Raw genomic sequence first — 18,441 nt, 5'->3', positions numbered from 1 at the left:
TCCTGCCGGTTGTGCGGCCTGCGGCCTCGCTTCCGCGAGCCGTCCGACCGGATGCGTGCGGGTAGCTGTTCTACGGGGGAGGATTTCGGTGTTCGGAATCATCAGGCCATGCAGTCATCGGCTGGGCGAGGGCTTGCGTACCGAGTGGATGGCGCACTTGTGTGGGCTGTGCCTGGCGCTGCGCGGAGAGTACGGGCAGTTCGCGCGGGTGGCCACCAACTACGACGGCCTGATCGTCTCGGTACTGACCGAGGCGCAGTCGGAGCGAACCGGCGACTGGCGGCGAGGCGCCGGTCCGTGCCCGCTGCGCGGGATGCGGTCGGCGGACGTGGCGCAGGGCGAGGGCGCGCGGCTGGCGGCGACGGTGTCGCTGGTGCTCGCCGCGGCGAAGATGCGTGACCATGTGGCCGACGGCGACGGCCTGTTGGGAAGGCGCCCCGTGGCGCTGGCAGCACGCCGCATCGCCCACGGCTGGGACCGTGCGGGTGCCGCGGGCGGAGAACGGCTCGGCTTCGACACCTCGGTGCTGCTGGGGGCGGTCGAGCGCCAGCCGCAGATCGAGCGGTCGACGGGTCGAGGCGGATCGCTGCTGACGGTCACGGAGCCCACCGAGACGGCGACCGCCGCCGCCTTCGCGTACACCGCCGTGCTCACGGACCGCCCGGACAACGCGGAACCGCTGGCGGAAGCCGGTCGTCTGTTCGGTCGACTGGCGCATCTGCTGGACGCGGTGGAGGACCTGGGCGCGGACGAGGCGTCGGGCGCGTGGAACCCGATCGCCGTGACCGGCGCGGACCGCGCGGAGGTGCGCAGGCTCTGCGACGACGCCGTTCACGGAATCCGGCTCTCCCTGTCCGACGCCGTGTTCGTCGACGGACGGCTCGTACGGGCCCTTCTGGGCGACGAGTTGGAACGTGCCGTCGATCGGGTCTTCGATCCCCGGCATCGCCACCATCGGCACACCCGCCGGACGCGGGGCGCGCGCATGCTGCCTTGGCTGGGTCGCCGTACGGTGACGGAAGAGGCCCCGGAGACCGGCACGGGCACGGCTTGTGGCGTCGGTGCGCTTGCGGGCGCGGCCCCGGAGGGTGCGCCGACGGCATCGGGCCGGCCGCCCGAGGGGGAGTGCCGGCGGTGTCGCGAGCTGCGCCGCCTGTGTGGAGATTGCCGGCTGTGCTACAACTGCTGCCGCTGCGACGACGACGCGGATTCGGGTGACGGAGAGCCCTGGCAGTTCGGCGAGGGCAACGGCAACGGCGGCTCGAACCGGGATGGCTCCGGCAGGGACGGTTCCGGAGGCGAGGGCTGGTTCGGCGGGCACGGCGGCGGTAACTCGGGAGGCTCCTCCGGCGGTTGGGGCGGAGGAAACACGTCCGGGGGTGGCTCCGGTGGCTCCGGCGGGGGCTCGGGTGACGGCTGTGGCGGAGGCTGCTGCAACCCGTGCAAGTGCTGCTGCGACTGCTGCGACTGAACGACGGATGAACCACGCGGGGCCCGGAAGGGGACCGGGCGCGTCGGCGACGGCCCGTCCGGAGGGATGCGTACCTGCTGAAGGCGCCTGACCAGGGTCCCTTCATGAGGAAGCGGCCCACCGGGATTCCTCGTGGGCCGCTTCGCTCGTGGGGGTGCGCACCCGTGTCCATGCGGGTGGGTACCGGCGCGACGTCTGGGTTCAGCTGGTGCGCTGCAGTGCCGGCGGGGTCCAGCTGCCGGTGAGGGCGGGCTGCTGGGGCCAGTACAGGCGCAGGAAGACGTTGAAGCTGCCCGCGGGTGCGGGAAGCCAGTTGCTCTCGCGATCGGGTCCCGGGTTGTCGTGCTGGACGTAGATGTCCAGGGAGCCGTCGGGGTTGGTCCGCATGCCGCTGCGGTCGCCGATCGCGTAGCGGTTCAACGGGTTGTCGGCGAAGAGCTGATGCTCGGTCATCATCGTGAGGGACCAGAAGCCGTCGACGGGCGGGGTTTCCCCGGCGGCGAAGTGCAGCACGTAGGTGTGGGCACCGTTGAGGGGCCGGCCGTCGGCGTCGGTGGTGGCGTGCGGGTACAGGGCGTCGGCGTCGAGGTTTGCTCCGTACCCGAACCGGGTGATGACCGCGCGCTTGGCGTAGTCGGTTCCGTAATCTCCCAGGCCTCGGTGCACGGTCCACCCACCGGAGCTCGCGGACTCCGCTCGGGCGAGTAGTTCGCGCAGCATCTCGGGGCCGCGCCGCGCACCGGCGTCCAGGGTGGCGAGCTCCTCGGGGGACAGGTCGTCCAGGCTCGCGCCGGGTGCGATGCCGAGTTTGGCGATGCGGCCCAGGAACGGTGCATCGGCAGGGTCCGGAGGGTTGTCGATCAGCATCCGGTTGAGGAGCGTGAAGTACTCGCGGCCGCTGAGGGCGTGGACCTTTTCCACGGGTGGCGTCGTCGCGTCGGCACCGGCCGGAACGGGGACGTCGGTGGGAGGGGAGTACGCATCGGGGTCGCCGGTCCATTCCGACAGCGGAATCAGCCGCGTGCCGTCCTGGAGCCGGTTGACGGCCGGGAAGTCCGACGGGCCGCTGGTCGCGTACCGGGCGATGATCCAGTTCACGGCGGTGGGCGACTTCAACAGGGTCAGGCCGGAGGGGGTGGCTCCTGACCAGGACGGTCCGGCGATCAAGAACGGGCCGGCGGACGGGCCGTTCTTACGTCGGCCGACGACGGCGCAGATATCCGACCAGGCGTTCAGGATCGGGACCATCCAGAACCGGTCGCCGAACTCGGGAAGGGTCAGCACCAGAGGCTGGTCGGACAGATCCAGCCAGGCACTGGAGTACAGGGTGTCCGCGTTCGGTGAGACGACCTCGGTGAATGAGGCGTCCGGGGTGGTGCGCATGTAGCAGAACTGGTTGACCGGGGCTTTCCGCCGCGCGTCGTCCCGGGCCGGGACCGCTGTCATGGAGCCTTTCGTCATGGCAGCCGTGACCAGCGGGTACCCATAGAGCCACGCCTCCGTGGCCAGCTTCTCCATCGATTCGTCCGTCATCGGCTTCTCCCAGGTGCTGCTTCGGTCCTCGTCCGGGCCCGACGCTACGAGCGCCGCAGGCCTCCCGCGCGGCGAGTCCGCCGAACGGGTGGCGGCCGCACTGCGGGCGCGGGAACCGCGCCCGCCCGTCTCAGGGAAGCGCCGGATCGGACCCGGCCACACAGGACCGCACCTGTTCGTGGGGACAAAACCGGGCCCGTGTCCGTCGGCCCTGGCGACATGGCCCCGGGCCGACCCGGTCGGCACGGTGGGAGGTGCCGCCCTCGGGAAGGTCCAGGGCCGGGTGGCGTGTGGAAGGACGGCGATCACGATGGACGTGAACTCCCGGGGGCAGTACGGGGACTTCCAGGTCGAGATCTACTTGGACGGGCTCTCCGGTGTGCTCCCCCCATGCCGATGAACTTCACCGAGCTGGAGGCGCGGGCGCAGGCGGCGCTGCCGCCGTCAGTGCTCTCGTACGTGGCCGGTGGTGCCGGGGACGAGTTCACCCAGCGGGCGAACGTGTCGGCGTTCGAGCGGTACGGGCTGGTGCCGCGGACGATGGTCGGCGCGACGAAGCGGGACATGAGCGTCGATCTGTTCGGGCTGAAGCTGCCCTCGCCGCTGTTCATGGCGCCGGTCGGGTGATCGGGCTGTGCGCGCAGACGGCCACGGCGATCTCGCCACCGCCCGCGCCGCCGCCAGGAGCGGGGTGCCGTTGGTGGCCTCGACGCTGACGGTGGACCCGATGGAGGAGGTGGCAGCGGAGTGCGGCGACACCGCCGGCTTCTTCCAGCTCTACACCCCCACCGACCGAGCGCCGGCGCAGAGCTTGGTGCACCGGGCGGAAGCGGCCGGGTTCAAGGGCATCGTCGTCACTCTGGACACCTGGATCACCGGCTGGCGTCCGCGTGACCTGGGTGCGAGCAACTTTCCCCAGCTGCGGGGGCACGCCCTCGCCAACGACACCACCGACCCGGTCTTCCGGGCTCGCCTCGCCAAGGCCCCCGAGGAGGACGCGCCGGCGGCCGTCGCCGAGTGGGTGCGGATCTTCGGCAATCCGCTGACCTGGGACGACCGTCCTGGCTGCGGTCGATCACCGATCTGCCGATCATCCTCAAGGGCATCTGCCACCCCGAGGACGTACGCCGCGCCAAGGACGGCGGAGTGGACGCGGTCTACTGCTCCAACCACGGCGGACTCCAGGCCAACGGCGGCCTGCCGGCCCTGGAGGCCCTGCCCGGCGTGGTGGAGGCCGCCGACGGGCTTCCGGTGCTGTTCGACTCGGGCGTCCGTACGGGCGCGGATGTCGGCAAGGCTCTCACGCTGGGCGCCACGGCGGTGGGCGTCGGCCGCCCCTACGCCTACGGCCTGGCGGTCGGCGGCAGCGGATCGCCGAGGTGGAGCGGACGCTGCGCCCGCACACTGCCGCGTGTCTGGCCGAACCGGGCACCGACGGCGTCATCGCCCTGACCACCCGACCGCTCCCGGCCCAGGTGGCGCTGCCGGTCGGCCTGGGCCCGGCCCGGCCGCCGGCCCGGCTGCGCGAATCCCTCGCCGAGGCGGAACGGGCGGACGAGGTGGCCGTCGCGTTCGGTCTGGACCGATGTGTGAGCGGCGGCGAACTCCCCCTCCACCGCGCGGTGCTGACCCTGCGGGGCATCGGCGAGCAACTCGTCGAACGGTGCTTCGGCCACACCGCCGGCGAGCGCCGCGCCACCCTGGTACGCACCGTCGGCGCCTACCTGGCCGCCGACGCCAACGCCGAGCAGGCCGCCGCCGCGCTCTTCGTCCACCCCAACACGCCGCGCTACCGCATCCGGGCTCTCACCGCCGCCACCGGTCTCGACCCCGCCCGCACCGAGGACGCCCTCGCTCTGTGGTGGGCGGTGCGTCACCTTGAGGCCACCGGGCAGAGCTGACCTGCTACCGGCGGACGTACTGCTACGCGAGGGCCCCCCACCCCGGACGACTGGGCCTGCAGTGGGCGCCACTGCGGTCGATCGGCCATCGGGTGATCTCCCTGGACCGCCGCCGGCAGGGCCGGTCCGACCGCCCCTCATGGGGTCAGCCCATGTCCCGCCAGGGGGTCGCTCGGCCAGCCGGGTGGGCTCGGCCCGGTGTTCTCCCGCAATGCCGCCGGAGGGGCGAGCGGGGCGTAACCGTAGCTCCAGCCCTTCGTACACGAACGCCAAGGAGTACACAGTGGGTGACATCGATGTGGTGGTCACGGGAGCCGGGGGATTCATCGGCGGGCATCTGACCCGAGCCCTGCTCGCCGAGGGGTGCGGCGTGCGGGCCGTCGACCGCAAACCGCTCCACGAGTGGTATCAGGTGCACGACGACGCGGAGAACGTGGAGGGGGACGTCTCCCTGCTCGACACCTGCAGGGGCGTACTCCAAGGCGGTGCCCGCGAGGTCTACCACCTGGCCGCCGACATGGGCGGCATGGGCTTCATCGAGAGCAACAAGGCCGCCTGCATGCTCTCGGTCCTCTCCAGCACGCACATGCTGCTCGCCGCCAAGGAAGCAGGCGTGGACCGCTATTTCTACGCGTCGTCCGCATGCGTGTACGCCGCTGACAAGCAGACCGACATCGACGTGCTCCCTCTGCGTGAGGAGGACGCCTATCCCGCCATGCCCGAGGACGGGTACGGCTGGGAGAAGCTGTTCAGCGAGCGCATGGCACGGCACTTCCGCGAGGACTACGCCGTGGCCACGCGCACCGCTCGCTACCACAACGTCTACGGCCCGTACGGCACCTGGACGGGTGGCCGTGAGAAGGCGCCGGCGGCCGCCTGCCGCAAGGTCGCCCGCGCCCAGCTCACCGGAGAGGCCGAGATCGAGATCTGGGGTGACGGCGAGCAGACGCGCAGCTTCACCTACATCGACGACTGCGTCGACGGCACGCTGCGGCTCACCCGCAGCGAGTACACCGATCCGCTCAACATCGGTTCGGACCGTCTGGTGTCCATCAACCAGCTGTACGGGATCGTCGAGGACATCGCCGGCGTCAGGCTGCGACACCGTCACGTTCCGGGTCCGCTCGGGGTGCGCGGTCGCAACAGCGACAACACCCGGATCCGCAAGGAACTCGGCTGGGCCCCGGAGTCGTCTCTCGTGCAGGGTCTGGAGACCACCTACCGCTGGGTGTACGACCAGGTGAAGGCCCAGCTCGAAGGGCGGCCCCACCAGTGCTGACGAGCGCGCCGGGCAGCCCGGTGAGGGTCGATGTGCTGGGGGTGGGGGTGAGCGCGGTGACCCCGGATTCGGCTGTCGCGTCGATCTCACGCTGGATCGAGTCCGGCGAGCGGTCCTATGTCTGTGTGACGGGAGTCCACGGTGTCATGGAATCGCAGCGGGACCCCGCTCTGCGCCGCATCCACAACGCCTCGGGGCTCACCGTCCCCGATGGCATGCCGATGGTCTGGGCGGGGCACCGCGCCGGTGCACCGTGGATGCGTCAGGTGCGCGGTGCGGACCTGATGCTGTCCGTCCTGTCGCAGGCCGCCGAGCGCGGCTGGTCCTCGTACCTCTACGGTGGCGCGGAGGGCGTTCCCGAACTGCTCGAGGCGGCGCTGCTCCGCCGGTTTCCCGGACTGAAGATCGCCGGATGCCATTCACCGCCCTTCAGGCCGCTGACGGTCGAGGAGGACGAGGCCGTCGTACGCCGTATCAACGACAGCGGAGCGGATCTGGTCTGGGTCGGGCTGTCCACGCCGAAGCAGGAACGGTGGATGGCCGAGCACCGCGCCAGGCTCGACTCCGCCGTCCTGCTCGGAGTGGGTGCGGCGTTCGACTTCCACGCCGGCCTCATGCCCCAGGCACCCGAGTGGATGCGGCAGCACGGGCTGGAGTGGTCGTACAGGCTGTTCAAGGAGCCCCGTCGGCTCTGGCGGCGTTATCTCCGCAACAACCCCTCGTATGTGGTGCGGACGGCCTTGCGGCCGCCGAGGCTGATCGGGTGCGGCGAGAGCTGAGGACCGACCGTTTGCCTCCGAGGTCGCTCGGACGCGGCGGGGCCGTGTGACCGACCGTCGTGGCCCGGCGGTTCGTGCTTCCCAGGACGGCCACCCCATCCGTACGACCTCGACATCCGCTGGGCCGATTCGATGCCGGGTGGCACCCGTACTCCGTGCCGCCCGGCATCGCCGCGCGTCCTCTGTGGTCGGGCGCCGCAGGTGGGTGATCGAGCGGACCATGACCTGGCTCACCGGCTACCGCCGACTCGGCCAAGGCCATGAACGCCATCCCCGCGACTACCCGGCCCTTTCCTCGGACTCGCCGCAGCCATCCGCTGCCACAAGCCACTCGTGCCGCCCCACCACAGGGGACACGATCTCAGTAGGCGCCCTTGGAGCTGAGGACGGCCGAGACCGTTCGGAGGAGAATGGCGAGGTCCAGGGACAGGGATTGGTGTTTGACGTAGTGCAGATCGAGCCGCACCATTTCCTCCCAGGCGAGCATGGACCGGCCGCTGACCTGCCACAGTCCGGTCAGGCCCGGGACCACCGAGAGCCGGGTGCGGGCGTCACCGGTGTAGCCGGAGTCCGCGAGGATCAGCGGGCGTGGTCCGACGAGGGACATCTCGCCCCTCAACACGTTCACCAACTGGGGGAGTTCGTCCAGTGAGAGACGCCGCAGCCACTTCCCCACCGGAGTGATCCTCGGATCTTCGCGGACTTTGAAGAGATGGCCGTCCGACTCGTTGAGTACGGCGAGCGAGTCCCTCTCGGCGTGTGCCCCGACCCGCATGGTGCGGAATTTGAGGATTTCGAAGGGGCGGCCGTGCAGCCCGACCCGGACCTGTCGGTAGATCACGCTGCCCGGGGAATTCGAGGCGATCACGAGAGCGATGACGCAGAACAGGGGGGCGGCCAGCAGGAGCAGAACAATGCTGCCGGCAACATCGATGATTCGCTTGGTGGGCATGCTGCATCCGTTCGCGGAAACACTGGGACAGTCGTCACGAATGGGTTGATCGGGTGGTGGTGCCTTGTCGCAATCCCCACGTGATGGCGACGCCGCACCTTGACGGGGTGGCGAATTCCTCAGCCGGACCGTCGATGGTGCAGCCCGAGGGCCGTGCCCGCGAGCAGTGCTGCCGGGCCGCGGGACCTGAGCCAGCTTTCGTCGTGGCGGTCCCGCGCGCCGAACGACCGGTACTTGTAGGACTCGTTGCCGCGCAGGAAGTCGAAGGTCTCCACACCCGACTCGGCCACAGTGGCGATGGTCCGGTCCAGCAGGACGGTGCCGAGACTCATCCGGGCGTACGCCGCATCCCAGCCGCCGTTGTAGTAGGCGAACGTCTTCTGCCACAGGAACCCGTAGACGGCCCCTACCGCGCTGCCGTCGCGCTCGGCCAGCAGGGCCGCGGGCCCCCGTCCGGGAGCCGCGTGGGCCTGGAGCCGCAGATGGAAGCCGCGTCGGCCGGGCCCGAAGGTCGTCGTGACGCCCTTCACGTCCTGCCGCGCCCGGTGGAGCCTGATCACGACGTCGGTCACCTCGGCCGTCATCTCCTGCGGAGGGACCCAGCGGAACGTGACACCGGCCGCGGCGAGCTGCCGTAGCCGCCGCGCCATGAGCTGGCGGAAACTCCGGGAACCGACGGTGTGGTCCGGGCCGATCGCCAGGCGTGGGCAGGCGGTGGTGGTGATCCGGCGCGTCCCGGGAGGAAGCAGCCCGGGATCGGCCTCCGGGTCCATCGCGGGGAACCAGCAACTGCTGCGCCCGGTACGCGCCCTGAGAAAGGCGCGGACGTCGTCACGGCGGTGCGGCAGGGCGGGGAACAGTCCGTGGTCCGCCGCGTCGGCGCCGGCTCCCAGACGGGTCCAACAGGCAACCGGGAGCGGGAGCCGGCGGTGCAGCCGCTCGCGGACGCGTACCAGGGGGACGACCGCCTCCACGCGCCCACCGGGACCGGTCCACACGGCCACCTCGGCGGTGGTGCCCGGATCCATGGCCTGCCACGAGCCGAGCACCCAGTCCGGGGTGATGAAGTACGAGGAGCCGGGGACGTTCTTGACCAGGTCGCGCCACGCGTCTTCCAGTGGCGCCAGGCTGCTCGGGGTGCGGTGCACCTCGAAGCCGGCGGCGGCGGGCGCCTGGGGGATCGCTGTGCGGATCATCTGTGTCTGTCCTCAAGGAGCTGGACGAGACCGTCGGCGAACCGCCGGCTCATCTCCTCGACGGTGTACCGGCGGGCGTCCCGCCGGCATTCCTCGCGCAGGGCGTCGAGCCGTTCGGGGCCGGAGAGCAGCGCCGCCACGGCGTCGGCGTACTGCCCCGGGTCGTCCGGCGCGACCAGGGCGTTGCGGCCGTGTTCGAGGTACTCGAACTCCGGGGCGTGCCAGGGCCACGCGGTCGTGACGATGGGTGTCTGCAGGACGAACGAGTCGACCGCGCACAGTCCCACCAGCCCCGGCATCAGCATGACGTCGGACACCGCGCCCAGCAGGGCCTTGCGGTCACCGAACGCCTGGCCGACGGGCACCACGACGGGCCTCCGTGCCGCCGCTGCGTCGATGATCTGCTGCTCCTGACCGGTTCCCGCCACCAGGAGCCGGAAGCCGGGCAGGCGGTCGGCGATCCTCTCTGCCGCCTCGATGAGAAACGGGATGCGCTTGCCGGAGCTGAGGGCTCCGACGAACAGGCCGGTGCGGCCGGCCGTGAGGCCGTACGTCCGGCGCAGCTCGGCGCTCTGGTCCTCGGTCACACTGCGGTAGGCGTCGCCGAGCGCCTTGGTGTCGACGGCGTTCTGGACGACCGTCACACGCTGGCGCGGAAACCGGTGCTCGGTGACGGCCCGCGCCCCACCGGCGGTGTAGGAGAAGAACCAGCGGGCACGCCGGGTCAGACAGTACTTGAGCGACTGTTCCAGCCCGGACTGCGGACGGGTGTAGGTGCGGCCGTGGTCCCACATCGCGACCGCCGGCCCACGGCCCGTCAACTGCCGTAGCAGCAGGGGGTACAGCTCCATGTTCCGAAGCGACTGGTCGACCACCACGACATCCGCCGAGTGGGCGAGCGCGCCCAGACGCTTGTGTACCAGCGGTCGACCCGCCACCCAGGCGCTCCGCTGTTTCAGCCGCACTGCGCCGTCCATGTGGATCACGTCTCGGCGTGCTTCCTGATCCTCGCTGTACGGCGCACCGTAAGCGATCACGAGACGGATCCCGCGGGCGTTCAGATCCTCTTCGAGGCGGCGATAGAAGGAGCGCCGGAACTCCGAGAGGAACGGCACCAGGAGGACCACTCGCGGGCGGTCCGTGAGGTGGCGTGTCGATCGGGACTTTCTTTCCATGCTGGATAAATTGCCATGAACGGAGTGAACGGCAAGTCAGAAATCGGCAGCGGAGCCGGAGAAGACTCAATAGGAGTATTCATGCAGAGCAATGAGCTGGCCCGCCGAATCGCAGCAAGTCAGTTGGCGCACTACGCCGCCTTTCCGGGGCGGTTCGCGAAGGTGGCTCGGCACAACGCCCGTGTCGCCAAGCAGACGGCCTCCTGGCTGGTGCGCTCTCGTGAGTACGTCCACTACACCTACGATCTCGAACCGCTGAACATGGAGCACCTGGCCTGGTTCGTCAGTACGGTGACGGGCAGCCGAGTGAACGTCGTGCGCGGCTATCTGGCGGAGCTTCAGGAGGATGCCGAACTGCGCCGGATCATCGCCGACGGCCTGGCCGACAGCCCGCGGAGCGCCATCACCGACCGGGTGGTCAGATACGGCCGAAGGATCGGCTGGTACGCCATCGTCCGTGCCCTGCGTCCGGAGTTCGTGGTGGAGACCGGCACCAATCGCGGCATGGGGAGTGCGGTGATCGCCGCCGCGATGCTGAAGAACGGCCGGGGCCGACTGGCGACCGTCGACCTCGACGACCGATCGGGCGAACTCATCCTCCCCCCGTACGACCAGGTGATCGAGCACGTGGTCGGTGACTCGCTCGAGTTCCTGTCGAGCCCGGTGGTGCGGCGCCGGCCGATCGATCTGCTCTTCGTGGACACGGGCCACACCCCGGAACACGAGCGAGCCGAACTCGCGGCAGCGACCCCTTTGCTGGCACCCGGCGCGGTCGTGGTGGCGACGAAGACCTACTGCTGGCAGGAGCTGTCGCGCTGGGCCGAGGAGCAGCAGCGCGAGTTCCTCCACTTCAACGAGAAGCCGCACGACCACTGGTACCAGGGCGTCGGCATCGGCGCGTCGTTCCCCGCCCGGGCCCGGGCGTGAACCCGGCGGTCAGGGCCAGGCTTGCCGGCTGGTACGCGCGATACGACTCCTGGCAGGCGCCGGACGCGGTGCTGCGCCGCTCGCCGGCCCAGACGTGGTTCCACCGCCGGGCAGCGCCCCGGCTGGCCGTCCTCGGCTATCACGGCGTGGAGGACCCGACGACCTTCGAGGCCCACCTCGACGTGCTGCAGCGCTCGTTCGTGCCGGTGTCCCTGGAGCAGGTCGAGGAGGCGGCCCACGGCCGCCGGACACTCCCCGCCCACAGCGTCCTCGTCACCTTCGACGACGGCGACCGCAGCGTGTACACGCACGCCCTGCCGATGCTGGCGGCGCGCGGCATCCCCGCCGTCTGCTTCGTCATTCCCGGCCTGGTGGGCGTCCGGGCTCCGTTCTGGTGGGACGAGGCGGAACACCTGGTCCGGCACGGCGGCACGACCCACCGGATCCCACCCACCCGGCCCGAGCTCACCCCGCACACCCTCAAGTTGCTGTCCGAGCGTGACCGACAGCTCGCCCTCTCGGAGCTGCGGGCGACGGCCACCGTGTCCAGCCCCCGCCCCCGGCAGCTCACCGTCGGCGAACTGCGGGCGCTGGAGGAGGGCGGCGTCGTCGTCGGCAACCACACACTGAACCACCCCTGCCTCGACCGGTGTGACGACGACCAGGTGCGTACGGAGGTACTGCAGGCGCACGAGCGGCTGACGGAGCTGCTCGGCCATCCGCCGTCGTCGTTCGCCTACCCCAACGGAAACGTCGACGAGCGGGCCCACCGCTTGCTCACCCGGGCCGGCTATCGCTCCGGATTCCTGTACAACCACCGACTCGCCGCTCCGGGGGCCCGCCACCCGCTGCGGATCGATCGGCTCGTGGTCTCCAGCCGGACCAGCGTGGACCGGCTGGAGACCATCCTTTCCGGGCTGAACCCGGCCCTGTTCCGCGTCGGGCGAAAGGCCGCCCGTGTCGTCGCGCGCGTGGGTCAGCCGCTCAGCAGCAGGTCCTGACCGGCCGTGAGCGCTGCCGCCACCTGGCGCAGCGCTCGGTCGATCCGATCGGCGCAGACGCGCAACTCGGCCAGGGGGCGGCCGTCGGGGTCCTCGACGTCGTCCGACTCCGGTGCCACGGGGGCGCTTCGGCCGCGGGCCGCGGCGGCGTAGGCCACCGCGGCCGCGGGGCCGCCCTCGAAACGACGTCCGCCCGTGAGGCGCACGAACTCCTCCAGCGTGAAGCAGCGCCGCAGCGCCGCGGGCCGAAGCTGAACCGCGGCCTCGCGGTGCTCCCGAGCGAGCCCGAGTACCACGTCGGCCGAGCCGATCAGCTCGGTCGTCAGCCGTCGGGTCCTGAACTCGGCGGCCCGGCCTCCGAGATCCTCGATCACCGCCGTGCTCCAGGGGTTCAGCGAAGCTCCCGGCCGCGCCGCTGTTCCGGCGCTGACGCTCCGGAAGCCATCGGTGGCCGCGCCCAGATGCACGGGGAGCAACCGTTCGGCGATCGGCGATCGGTAGAGGTTGCCGGTGCAGACGAACAGCACCGTGAACGCGGTCACTGCGGGGTTCCGAGCGCGTCGGCTTCCGCCTTCTGCGGGGGTACGAGAAGGTCCTCCAGGCCGGCGGGACGCTCCCCGTAGCCGTACCCGTACCCGTACCCGCTGTTGGTCAGCTGGACCATGCTCAGGACGCTGCCGAGGACCGGTGCGCTCACCGAGTGCAGGGTGTCGACCGCCGCCTTCACGCGCTCGGCCGGAGTGCGCCGGGCTCGCACGACGAGGACCGTTCCATCGACGATCGGGGCGAGCCCCACGGTGTCGGCGACGGGAAGCAGGGGGGCGCTGTCCACGACGACGGTGTCGAAGTCCTCCGTCAGGTCCCTCAGGATCTCCCGCATCCGTTCCGAGGCGAGCAGCTCCCCGGGGTTCGGGGGGATCGGTCCCGAAGTCAGCACGCTGAGGCCCTGCTCCCCGAACTGCTGCATGACGTCGAGGGCGGTCGCCGCGCCGATGAGCACGCTGGTGAGACCGGCGCCCTGGACGAGTCCGAAGGTCTTGGCGATACAGGGGTTGCGCAGGTCCGCGTCGACCAGACAGATCCTGGCGCCGGTCTCGGCCAGGGAGAGCGCGAGGTTGGTGGCGGTGTTGGTCTTGCCCTCGCTCGGCAGTGGGCTCGTCACCATGATCACCCGGGGCTTGCGGTCGACCTGGGCGAACTGCAGGTTGGTCCGCACCAGCCGGAAGGCTTCGGCGCGGGCACCGTGGGCCGCCGGGCCGGCCGCGATCGGCTTGTCCGGCGCCTCCTTGTCGAACGGGATGGTGCCCAGAACCGCCAGCCCGGTAGCCTCGGCCATCGCGGCGCCGGTGTGCAGGGTCGTGTCGAGCGTGTCGCGCAGGGCAGCCAGGCCGACGCCGGCGAGAAGGCCGGCGAACAGTCCGACCAAGGTGTTGAGCAGGGGCCTCGGGCTGATCGGAGTGGTCGGCGTTTCGGCCTTGCGCGTGACGCCGATGCTCACGGGGGAGAGCGTCTCCCCCTGCGGCGTCTCCAGCTTCACGAGTTCGCTGCTCCCCTCGCTCGCGACGGTGTTGGCGATCCGTGCGGCCAGCGCCGGGTTGCGGTCGGTGACGGTGATGTCGATCAGCACCGTGCCGAGCTTGACCTCGGCGCTGATGTGCTTGGCCAGCCCGGCCGGGGTCATCGGCAGGTTGAGCCGCTGGACGACGAGTTCGGCGATCCGGGGGCTGGTGATGATGTCGGCGTAGGACTCCACGCGTGCCTGCGAGAACGTGTTGCCCGCATTGAGTTCCGTGATGTCCGACGTCGTACGGGCGGAGACGAAGATCTGACTGGTGGCCCGGTACTGGGGAGTCGAGAACGAGGTGAAGGCGATTCCGGCGCCGAGACCGACGAGAGCGAGAGCGGTGATGGAGAGCCATCGAAGTCGCAGGGCCTTGAGGAAACCACGCAGATCCAACGTGCGCCCCTTCGGAGGTGAGGAACTTGGGTGTCTTGGACGGGGATCGGGGTCGCTCGCGGATCGGCCCAGGCTGGTACCGATGACCACAGCGACCGGCATCATGACGAACAGGTAGACGAGCAGGTTGGAGGTGGCGACGTTGAGACTCAGCCCGACCACGGCGAGCAGGGCGGCCTGGTGGATCGCCCAGTCGTCGTCGTTCCGCGCGGCACGTCTGCGGCGGAACACCCGGCGTCCGATCACGAGGATCGCCAGCGTCCACAGGACGAGACCGAGCAGTCCGAGGTCGTGCCACAGCCTCAGATAGTCGTTGTGCGGATGGCCGACGACACGTTCCACGCTGCCGATGCCGTGGCCGAGCCACGGAGCCTCCTTGATCGAGGCCCAGGTGGTCTCCCAGAGCCACGAACGACCCGAGGTGCCGATCTCCACCCCTGCGAAGGTCTGCTTGTCGTTCTGGGTGAAGCGGTTCTGCAGCGGCCGGAACCTCTCCACCAGGAGGTACGCGGCAACCGCCATCACCGTGGCGAGCGCGAAGGCCCGACGGAACTCACCCCGGCCTCGGCCCTTGAGCACCATCCCGAGGACCAGCACCAGACACACGGCGGCGGACGTACGGGACAGGGACAGGATGTCGGCGGTCACCAGCAGGCACGGCGCGAGCCAACCCCGGCGCGAACGCTCCGCCAGCGGCACGGCGCCGACCATCCCGATCCAGACGACCTCACCGAACAGACGCCCGGGGTACAGGACGCCGTTCCCCGGCCCGAACAGAACCACCGTCACCAGATAGGCGATGGCGGCCACGACGGACGCGCCGCGCAGCCAGCGCAGGAGCCGCAGGGGCGACTCCGTCGACGTCCACGCGGCGGCCAGGGCGATCACGGCGACGAAGGACACGTACACCAGGGTGTTCTGGGCTCCGGCCTCGGTGCGCTGATGAATTTCCGAGGCGATCACATGGCCGGCGAAGAGCCACAGGGGAAGCGGCACCCCTGACGACGGCCGGAGAACGGTCGGGTGGTCAGTGTGGGCGAGGACCGGCCGACGCAGCGTGGCATAGGGCAGCGCGATCACGGCGGCGAGGAAGATCAGTACCGTGGCGGGCCCGTTCAGCCCGAACTGTGCGGGGATACCTCCCAGGAGAGTCCAGAAAGCCGCCATGGCGATCAGGGGCAGGCGTGGGCGCTCGTTCACCACTGATCGCGTCGCAACAGCTCGTGGCATAACGGGCATTTTACCTGTGGGTGGGTCGGGAGAAGAGCGCCGACGGGCGTGTCTGCCGACGAACCCGACCCGATGGCAGCCGATGTGCTTCCCGGATACCGCTCGGTGATGCCGTGTCGCCTTCGCCGACCGGCCTGACGCGAAACCGTCCACCGATTCCGGCGGCCGGCCGTTCAGGCCGCGGCGCTGGCCGAACATCCCGCGAACGGGCGAGTCCTGGGCCGGTCTACCGAACGACGTACGGCCCCGACTCGAGAATGTCGTACGTCAGGGGATGTCGTTCCTGGGAGAGCGGCCGCTGCTGACGGAGTATCGCGCTGCACGGGGGGACCCGGCACCAAATGTTCGTGCCGCCCTGCCCTCCGCCCGCCCTCGCCCCGACGGTTTCCGCGGTCCGCACCGCCCGCGGCAGGTTCTGAGACATGGGGAGCCCTTGTCCACCGACACCGCAGCACCTGAGGCACGCACCACCATGGTCGCCCTGGTCTGGAACTATGCCTCGGCGATCGCCGCCGCAGTGCTCCAGCTCTGCTACACCGCCTACACCGCTCGCGTCGTGCTTCCTGAGAGCTTCGGTGCCTTCGCCGCAGCCGCCGCGGCCACGACCGTGCTCGGGTACGTCGCCGGAGCGGGACTCGCCACCTATCTGCTGCGTGCCGAGGAGCTGACCCGGCAGACCGTCCGGTGCGCGTACCGCGTCTCCGTGCTGAGTGGTGTGCTCTGCTGTGCCGTGAGCCAGGCGCTGGCGCCGCTCGCGGCCACCCTGTGGGGAATGCCCCAGGTCACTTCGTTGGTGCAGCTCTACGGCGTGTACTTCCTTGCCCAGCCGGCCTCGCAGGTGGCCGTCGCCGCACTGCGCCGCCTGGATCGCGCGCGGTTCTGCGCGCTCACCGAGACCGTGGCCCAGTTCGCCGGCATGGCGGTCGGCGCTGTCCTGCTGGCCCTCGGCTGGAGTCCGTACGGACTGGTGGCCGCCCAGGTGGTGACGCCTTCGGTGACGCTCGTGGTGGCCGCGGTGTCGCTGGCTCGCCTGCCGCTCGCGGACGGCCCTCACGTGCCGCCTCGTGAGATGCTCCGCGTCTCCGGAGCCTTCGCCGGCTACGGAATGATCCAGATGACGGCGGCCGATGTCACCCTGTTCGCCGTCTCCCGGTTCCTCGGACCGGCCGCAGCGGGTCAGTTCTCCCGCACGACGCTCGCGGTGGGCCTGCCGGTCGCCATGCTCTGCCAGAGCCTGCGGCGTGCGGTCATGCCCTCACTGGCCCGCATCAACGCAGAAGGGCGGCCGCTCGGCACGGTGCTGCCCGATGTGCTCAGCGCGACGTCCGCGGTCGCGTGCGTCTCCTTCGGCGTGCTGGCGGGGGTGGGCCCGGCCGCCCTGAGCCTCCTGCTCGGGCCCGGATGGGGAGCGGCGGGTGCGCTGGTGCCGGTCCTGGCGGCAGGCGCCCCGCTCGTCCTGCTCTGCCAGGTCAGCTACGCCGTGGACGAGATCCGCAAGGAGATGGGCAGCCTGCTGCGGACCCAACTGCTCGTCCTGGCGGCCACGGTGGTCCTCGTGGGCCTTGCGGTCGCGGTCGGCCGTGGCATGGCGCTCGTCGCCTTGGCGGCGTCCGTCGCGGCCGGAGTCGGGCACCTGGAGCAGCTCGTCCGCTGGCACCGGTCCGGGCTGTGCCGTCTGTCGGCGCTCGTCCGGCCGTATGCCGTCCACGCGGCCGTCGGGGTCGCGCTGTACGGCAGCGGGTCTCTGGCAGCGAGTTACGGCGTCGGGGCGCCGGCGAAGGTCCTGCACGGTCTGCTGGGCATGGTCCCGGTGGCCCTGCTGTGTGTCGTGCTGCGCCACAGGCTCCCGTTGTACTCGGCGGCCGTCTCCCGCGGAATGGTCACGGAGCGAGCGGGCTGATCCCGAGGGCCTCGTGATAGAGCCGCTCGACCTGCCGCAGCCAGGCGTCCTCGGTGAAGTACGTGTCGAAGACACGGCGGCAGTGTGCACGCAGGGCGGGGAACCGTTCGGCCGCGTCGGCCAGGACGGGCGCCAACGGATCCCCCCAGCCGACGGCCGTACCGGTCCCGAGGGATCGGACGGACTCGGCGACCGACGAACCGTCGAAGGCGAGGATGGGCAGCCCGGCGGCCAACGCCTCGACCTGAACCAGCGGAGCGCCCTCCAGACAGCGGCTGGGGAAGACGAGGCCGAGGTACGACGGCAGGCGTCGGCGCAGTTCCGCGCGGTCCAGACGGCCGAGGAACCGCACCGACGAGGGTGCCGTGGCCCGGGCCCGGGCGAGGAGTTCACCGTCGCCGATGATGTCCAGCGGCACCGACTCCGGCCAGCGACGGAGCAGGTCCAGGGAGCCCTTCTCCGGGCTGAGCCGACCGGCGAAGACCCACCGTTCGTCCGATGCGCCGTCAGTGCGGGGGGCCGGCTCGTCGACGAAGTTCGGGATCAGCGCGATGCGGTCGGCGGCGATCCCGGCCCGGAGGTACGTCCTGCGACCGAGTTCGGACACCACGATGAGACGGTCGGCGCGACGCATCAGTGGATCGCCCGTCGGCCCCCGCCTGTTGGCCCACGCCAGTGGTGCCGTGGCGAGCCGGGAGTCGCGGTAGCAGCCGTGCCGGACACCCGCCCAGCGGTCACCGTCGAGGCAGCTGGTGCAAGGGGCGCCGTCGCGGGAGAGGGTCGCGCCGGCACACAGCGGACGGTAGTTGTGCAGGGTGGCGACCAAGGGGCCGTCCCAGGCGCGCACCCAGCCGCGGCCGAAGTTCGGAAACAGGTTGTGGACGTGCACCAGATCAGGGGCGAACGCCCGCAGCTCGGCGATCGGGCTCCGGCCCCTGCCGGAGGCCACCGTCACGGTCGCCCGCACCGGGTAGAGGCGGCTGCGGGCCAGCGTGTCGGTGTGGGCGGCCACCAGGGCCACTTCGTGTCCGGCGTGACGCAGGGCGCGGACCTGGTCGCGCACGGCCTCGTTCTCGCCGCTGGGCTGCCCGGAGGAGTAGAAGCTGTGGACGACGGCAATGCGCAGCGGGGTCATCCGGC

The 18,441-nt window shown here is 70.7% G+C and carries 14 protein-coding genes and 2 pseudogenes; 9 read left to right on the top strand and 7 right to left on the bottom strand.

The window, feature by feature from the left end; all coding sequences use genetic code 11:
• The first annotated feature begins 88 nt into the window (after positions 1 to 88).
• Entirely contained in the window at positions 89 to 1,471 is a 1,383-nt protein-coding gene (locus ACF07V_RS06350) for a DUF5685 family protein (protein ID WP_392151720.1), read from the top strand.
• A 201-nt stretch (positions 1,472 to 1,672) separates the two neighbouring features.
• Here the strand turns inward: ACF07V_RS06350 and ACF07V_RS06345 are convergent, their stop codons facing one another.
• Complete coding sequence (locus ACF07V_RS06345; protein WP_392151719.1) at positions 1,673 to 3,004, bottom strand: DUF1254 domain-containing protein; 1,332 nt, start codon at positions 3,002 to 3,004, stop codon at positions 1,673 to 1,675.
• 310 nt (positions 3,005 to 3,314) lie between these two features.
• On the opposite strand from ACF07V_RS06345, the pseudogene ACF07V_RS06340 reads away from it, so the two are divergent.
• The 5 genes and pseudogenes from ACF07V_RS06340 to ACF07V_RS06320 form a co-directional block, all read left to right on the top strand.
• Positions 3,315 to 4,372: pseudogene (locus tag ACF07V_RS06340) on the top strand (alpha-hydroxy-acid oxidizing protein); the annotation flags it as partial.
• An 11-nt stretch (positions 4,373 to 4,383) separates the two neighbouring features.
• Entirely contained in the window at positions 4,384 to 4,905 is a 522-nt protein-coding gene (locus ACF07V_RS06335; RefSeq protein ID WP_392151718.1) for a helix-turn-helix domain-containing protein, read from the top strand.
• A gap of 283 nt (positions 4,906 to 5,188) precedes the next feature.
• Positions 5,189 to 6,184: an NAD-dependent epimerase/dehydratase family protein gene (locus tag ACF07V_RS06330; RefSeq protein ID WP_392151717.1), complete on the top strand. Its 996-nt coding sequence runs from the start codon at positions 5,189 to 5,191 to the stop codon at positions 6,182 to 6,184.
• A 146-nt stretch (positions 6,185 to 6,330) separates the two neighbouring features.
• Positions 6,331 to 6,963: a WecB/TagA/CpsF family glycosyltransferase gene (locus tag ACF07V_RS06325; RefSeq protein ID WP_392151716.1), complete on the top strand. Its 633-nt coding sequence runs from the start codon at positions 6,331 to 6,333 to the stop codon at positions 6,961 to 6,963.
• 175 nt (positions 6,964 to 7,138) lie between these two features.
• A pseudogene (locus ACF07V_RS06320) lies at positions 7,139 to 7,347 on the top strand (hypothetical protein); the annotation flags it as partial.
• Here ACF07V_RS06320 and ACF07V_RS06315 read toward each other — a convergent pair.
• From ACF07V_RS06315 to ACF07V_RS06305, 3 genes are all read right to left on the bottom strand, one after another.
• On the bottom strand, positions 7,325 to 7,915 hold the full coding sequence (locus ACF07V_RS06315) for a sugar transferase (RefSeq protein ID WP_392151715.1): 591 nt from the start codon (positions 7,913 to 7,915) through the stop codon (positions 7,325 to 7,327). The pseudogene ACF07V_RS06320 and the gene ACF07V_RS06315 sit on opposite strands and share 23 nt — an antisense overlap.
• Before the next feature lie 119 nt (positions 7,916 to 8,034).
• On the bottom strand, positions 8,035 to 9,111 hold the full coding sequence (locus tag ACF07V_RS06310) for a GNAT family N-acetyltransferase (RefSeq protein ID WP_392151714.1): 1,077 nt from the start codon (positions 9,109 to 9,111) through the stop codon (positions 8,035 to 8,037).
• Positions 9,108 to 10,088: a glycosyltransferase family 4 protein gene (locus ACF07V_RS06305; RefSeq protein ID WP_392151713.1), complete on the bottom strand. Its 981-nt coding sequence runs from the start codon at positions 10,086 to 10,088 to the stop codon at positions 9,108 to 9,110. Before ACF07V_RS06305 ends, ACF07V_RS06310 begins: the two co-directional genes overlap by 4 nt.
• A 213-nt stretch (positions 10,089 to 10,301) precedes the next feature.
• Between ACF07V_RS06305 and ACF07V_RS06300 the strand changes: the two genes are divergently transcribed.
• Positions 10,302 to 11,213 (top strand): class I SAM-dependent methyltransferase, encoded by a 912-nt coding sequence (locus ACF07V_RS06300; RefSeq protein WP_392151712.1) that lies wholly within the window; start codon positions 10,302 to 10,304, stop codon positions 11,211 to 11,213.
• Positions 11,210 to 12,214, top strand: a complete 1,005-nt coding sequence (locus ACF07V_RS06295) for a polysaccharide deacetylase family protein (protein WP_392151711.1) — start codon at positions 11,210 to 11,212, stop codon at positions 12,212 to 12,214. The genes ACF07V_RS06300 and ACF07V_RS06295 overlap by 4 nt, the downstream gene beginning before the upstream one ends.
• Here the strand turns inward: ACF07V_RS06295 and ACF07V_RS06290 are convergent.
• Both ACF07V_RS06290 and ACF07V_RS06285 read right to left on the bottom strand, forming a co-directional pair.
• Complete coding sequence (locus ACF07V_RS06290; protein ID WP_392151710.1) at positions 12,190 to 12,756, bottom strand: low molecular weight phosphatase family protein; 567 nt, start codon at positions 12,754 to 12,756, stop codon at positions 12,190 to 12,192. The genes ACF07V_RS06295 and ACF07V_RS06290 overlap by 25 nt on opposite strands.
• Positions 12,753 to 15,401 carry a polysaccharide biosynthesis tyrosine autokinase gene (locus ACF07V_RS06285; protein ID WP_392151709.1) on the bottom strand — a complete coding sequence of 883 codons (2,649 nt, stop codon included), beginning with the start codon at positions 15,399 to 15,401 and terminating at the stop codon, positions 12,753 to 12,755. The genes ACF07V_RS06290 and ACF07V_RS06285 overlap by 4 nt, the downstream gene beginning before the upstream one ends.
• Before the next feature lie 433 nt (positions 15,402 to 15,834).
• Here ACF07V_RS06285 and ACF07V_RS06280 point away from each other — a divergent pair, with 433 nt between their 5' ends.
• Complete coding sequence (locus ACF07V_RS06280; RefSeq protein ID WP_392151708.1) at positions 15,835 to 17,301, top strand: oligosaccharide flippase family protein; 1,467 nt, start codon at positions 15,835 to 15,837, stop codon at positions 17,299 to 17,301.
• Here ACF07V_RS06280 and ACF07V_RS06275 read toward each other — a convergent pair.
• Positions 17,282 to 18,436 (bottom strand): glycosyltransferase family 4 protein, encoded by a 1,155-nt coding sequence (locus ACF07V_RS06275; RefSeq protein ID WP_392151707.1) that lies wholly within the window; start codon positions 18,434 to 18,436, stop codon positions 17,282 to 17,284. The genes ACF07V_RS06280 and ACF07V_RS06275 overlap by 20 nt on opposite strands.
• Between the last annotated feature and the right edge of the window lie 5 nt (positions 18,437 to 18,441).

The organism is Streptomyces sp. NPDC015661, from assembly GCF_043077765.1.
Lineage (GTDB): Bacteria > Actinomycetota > Actinomycetes > Streptomycetales > Streptomycetaceae > Streptomyces.
Note: the sequence above shows the minus strand (reverse complement) of the source record. Positions and strands in the feature narration are given on the sequence as shown.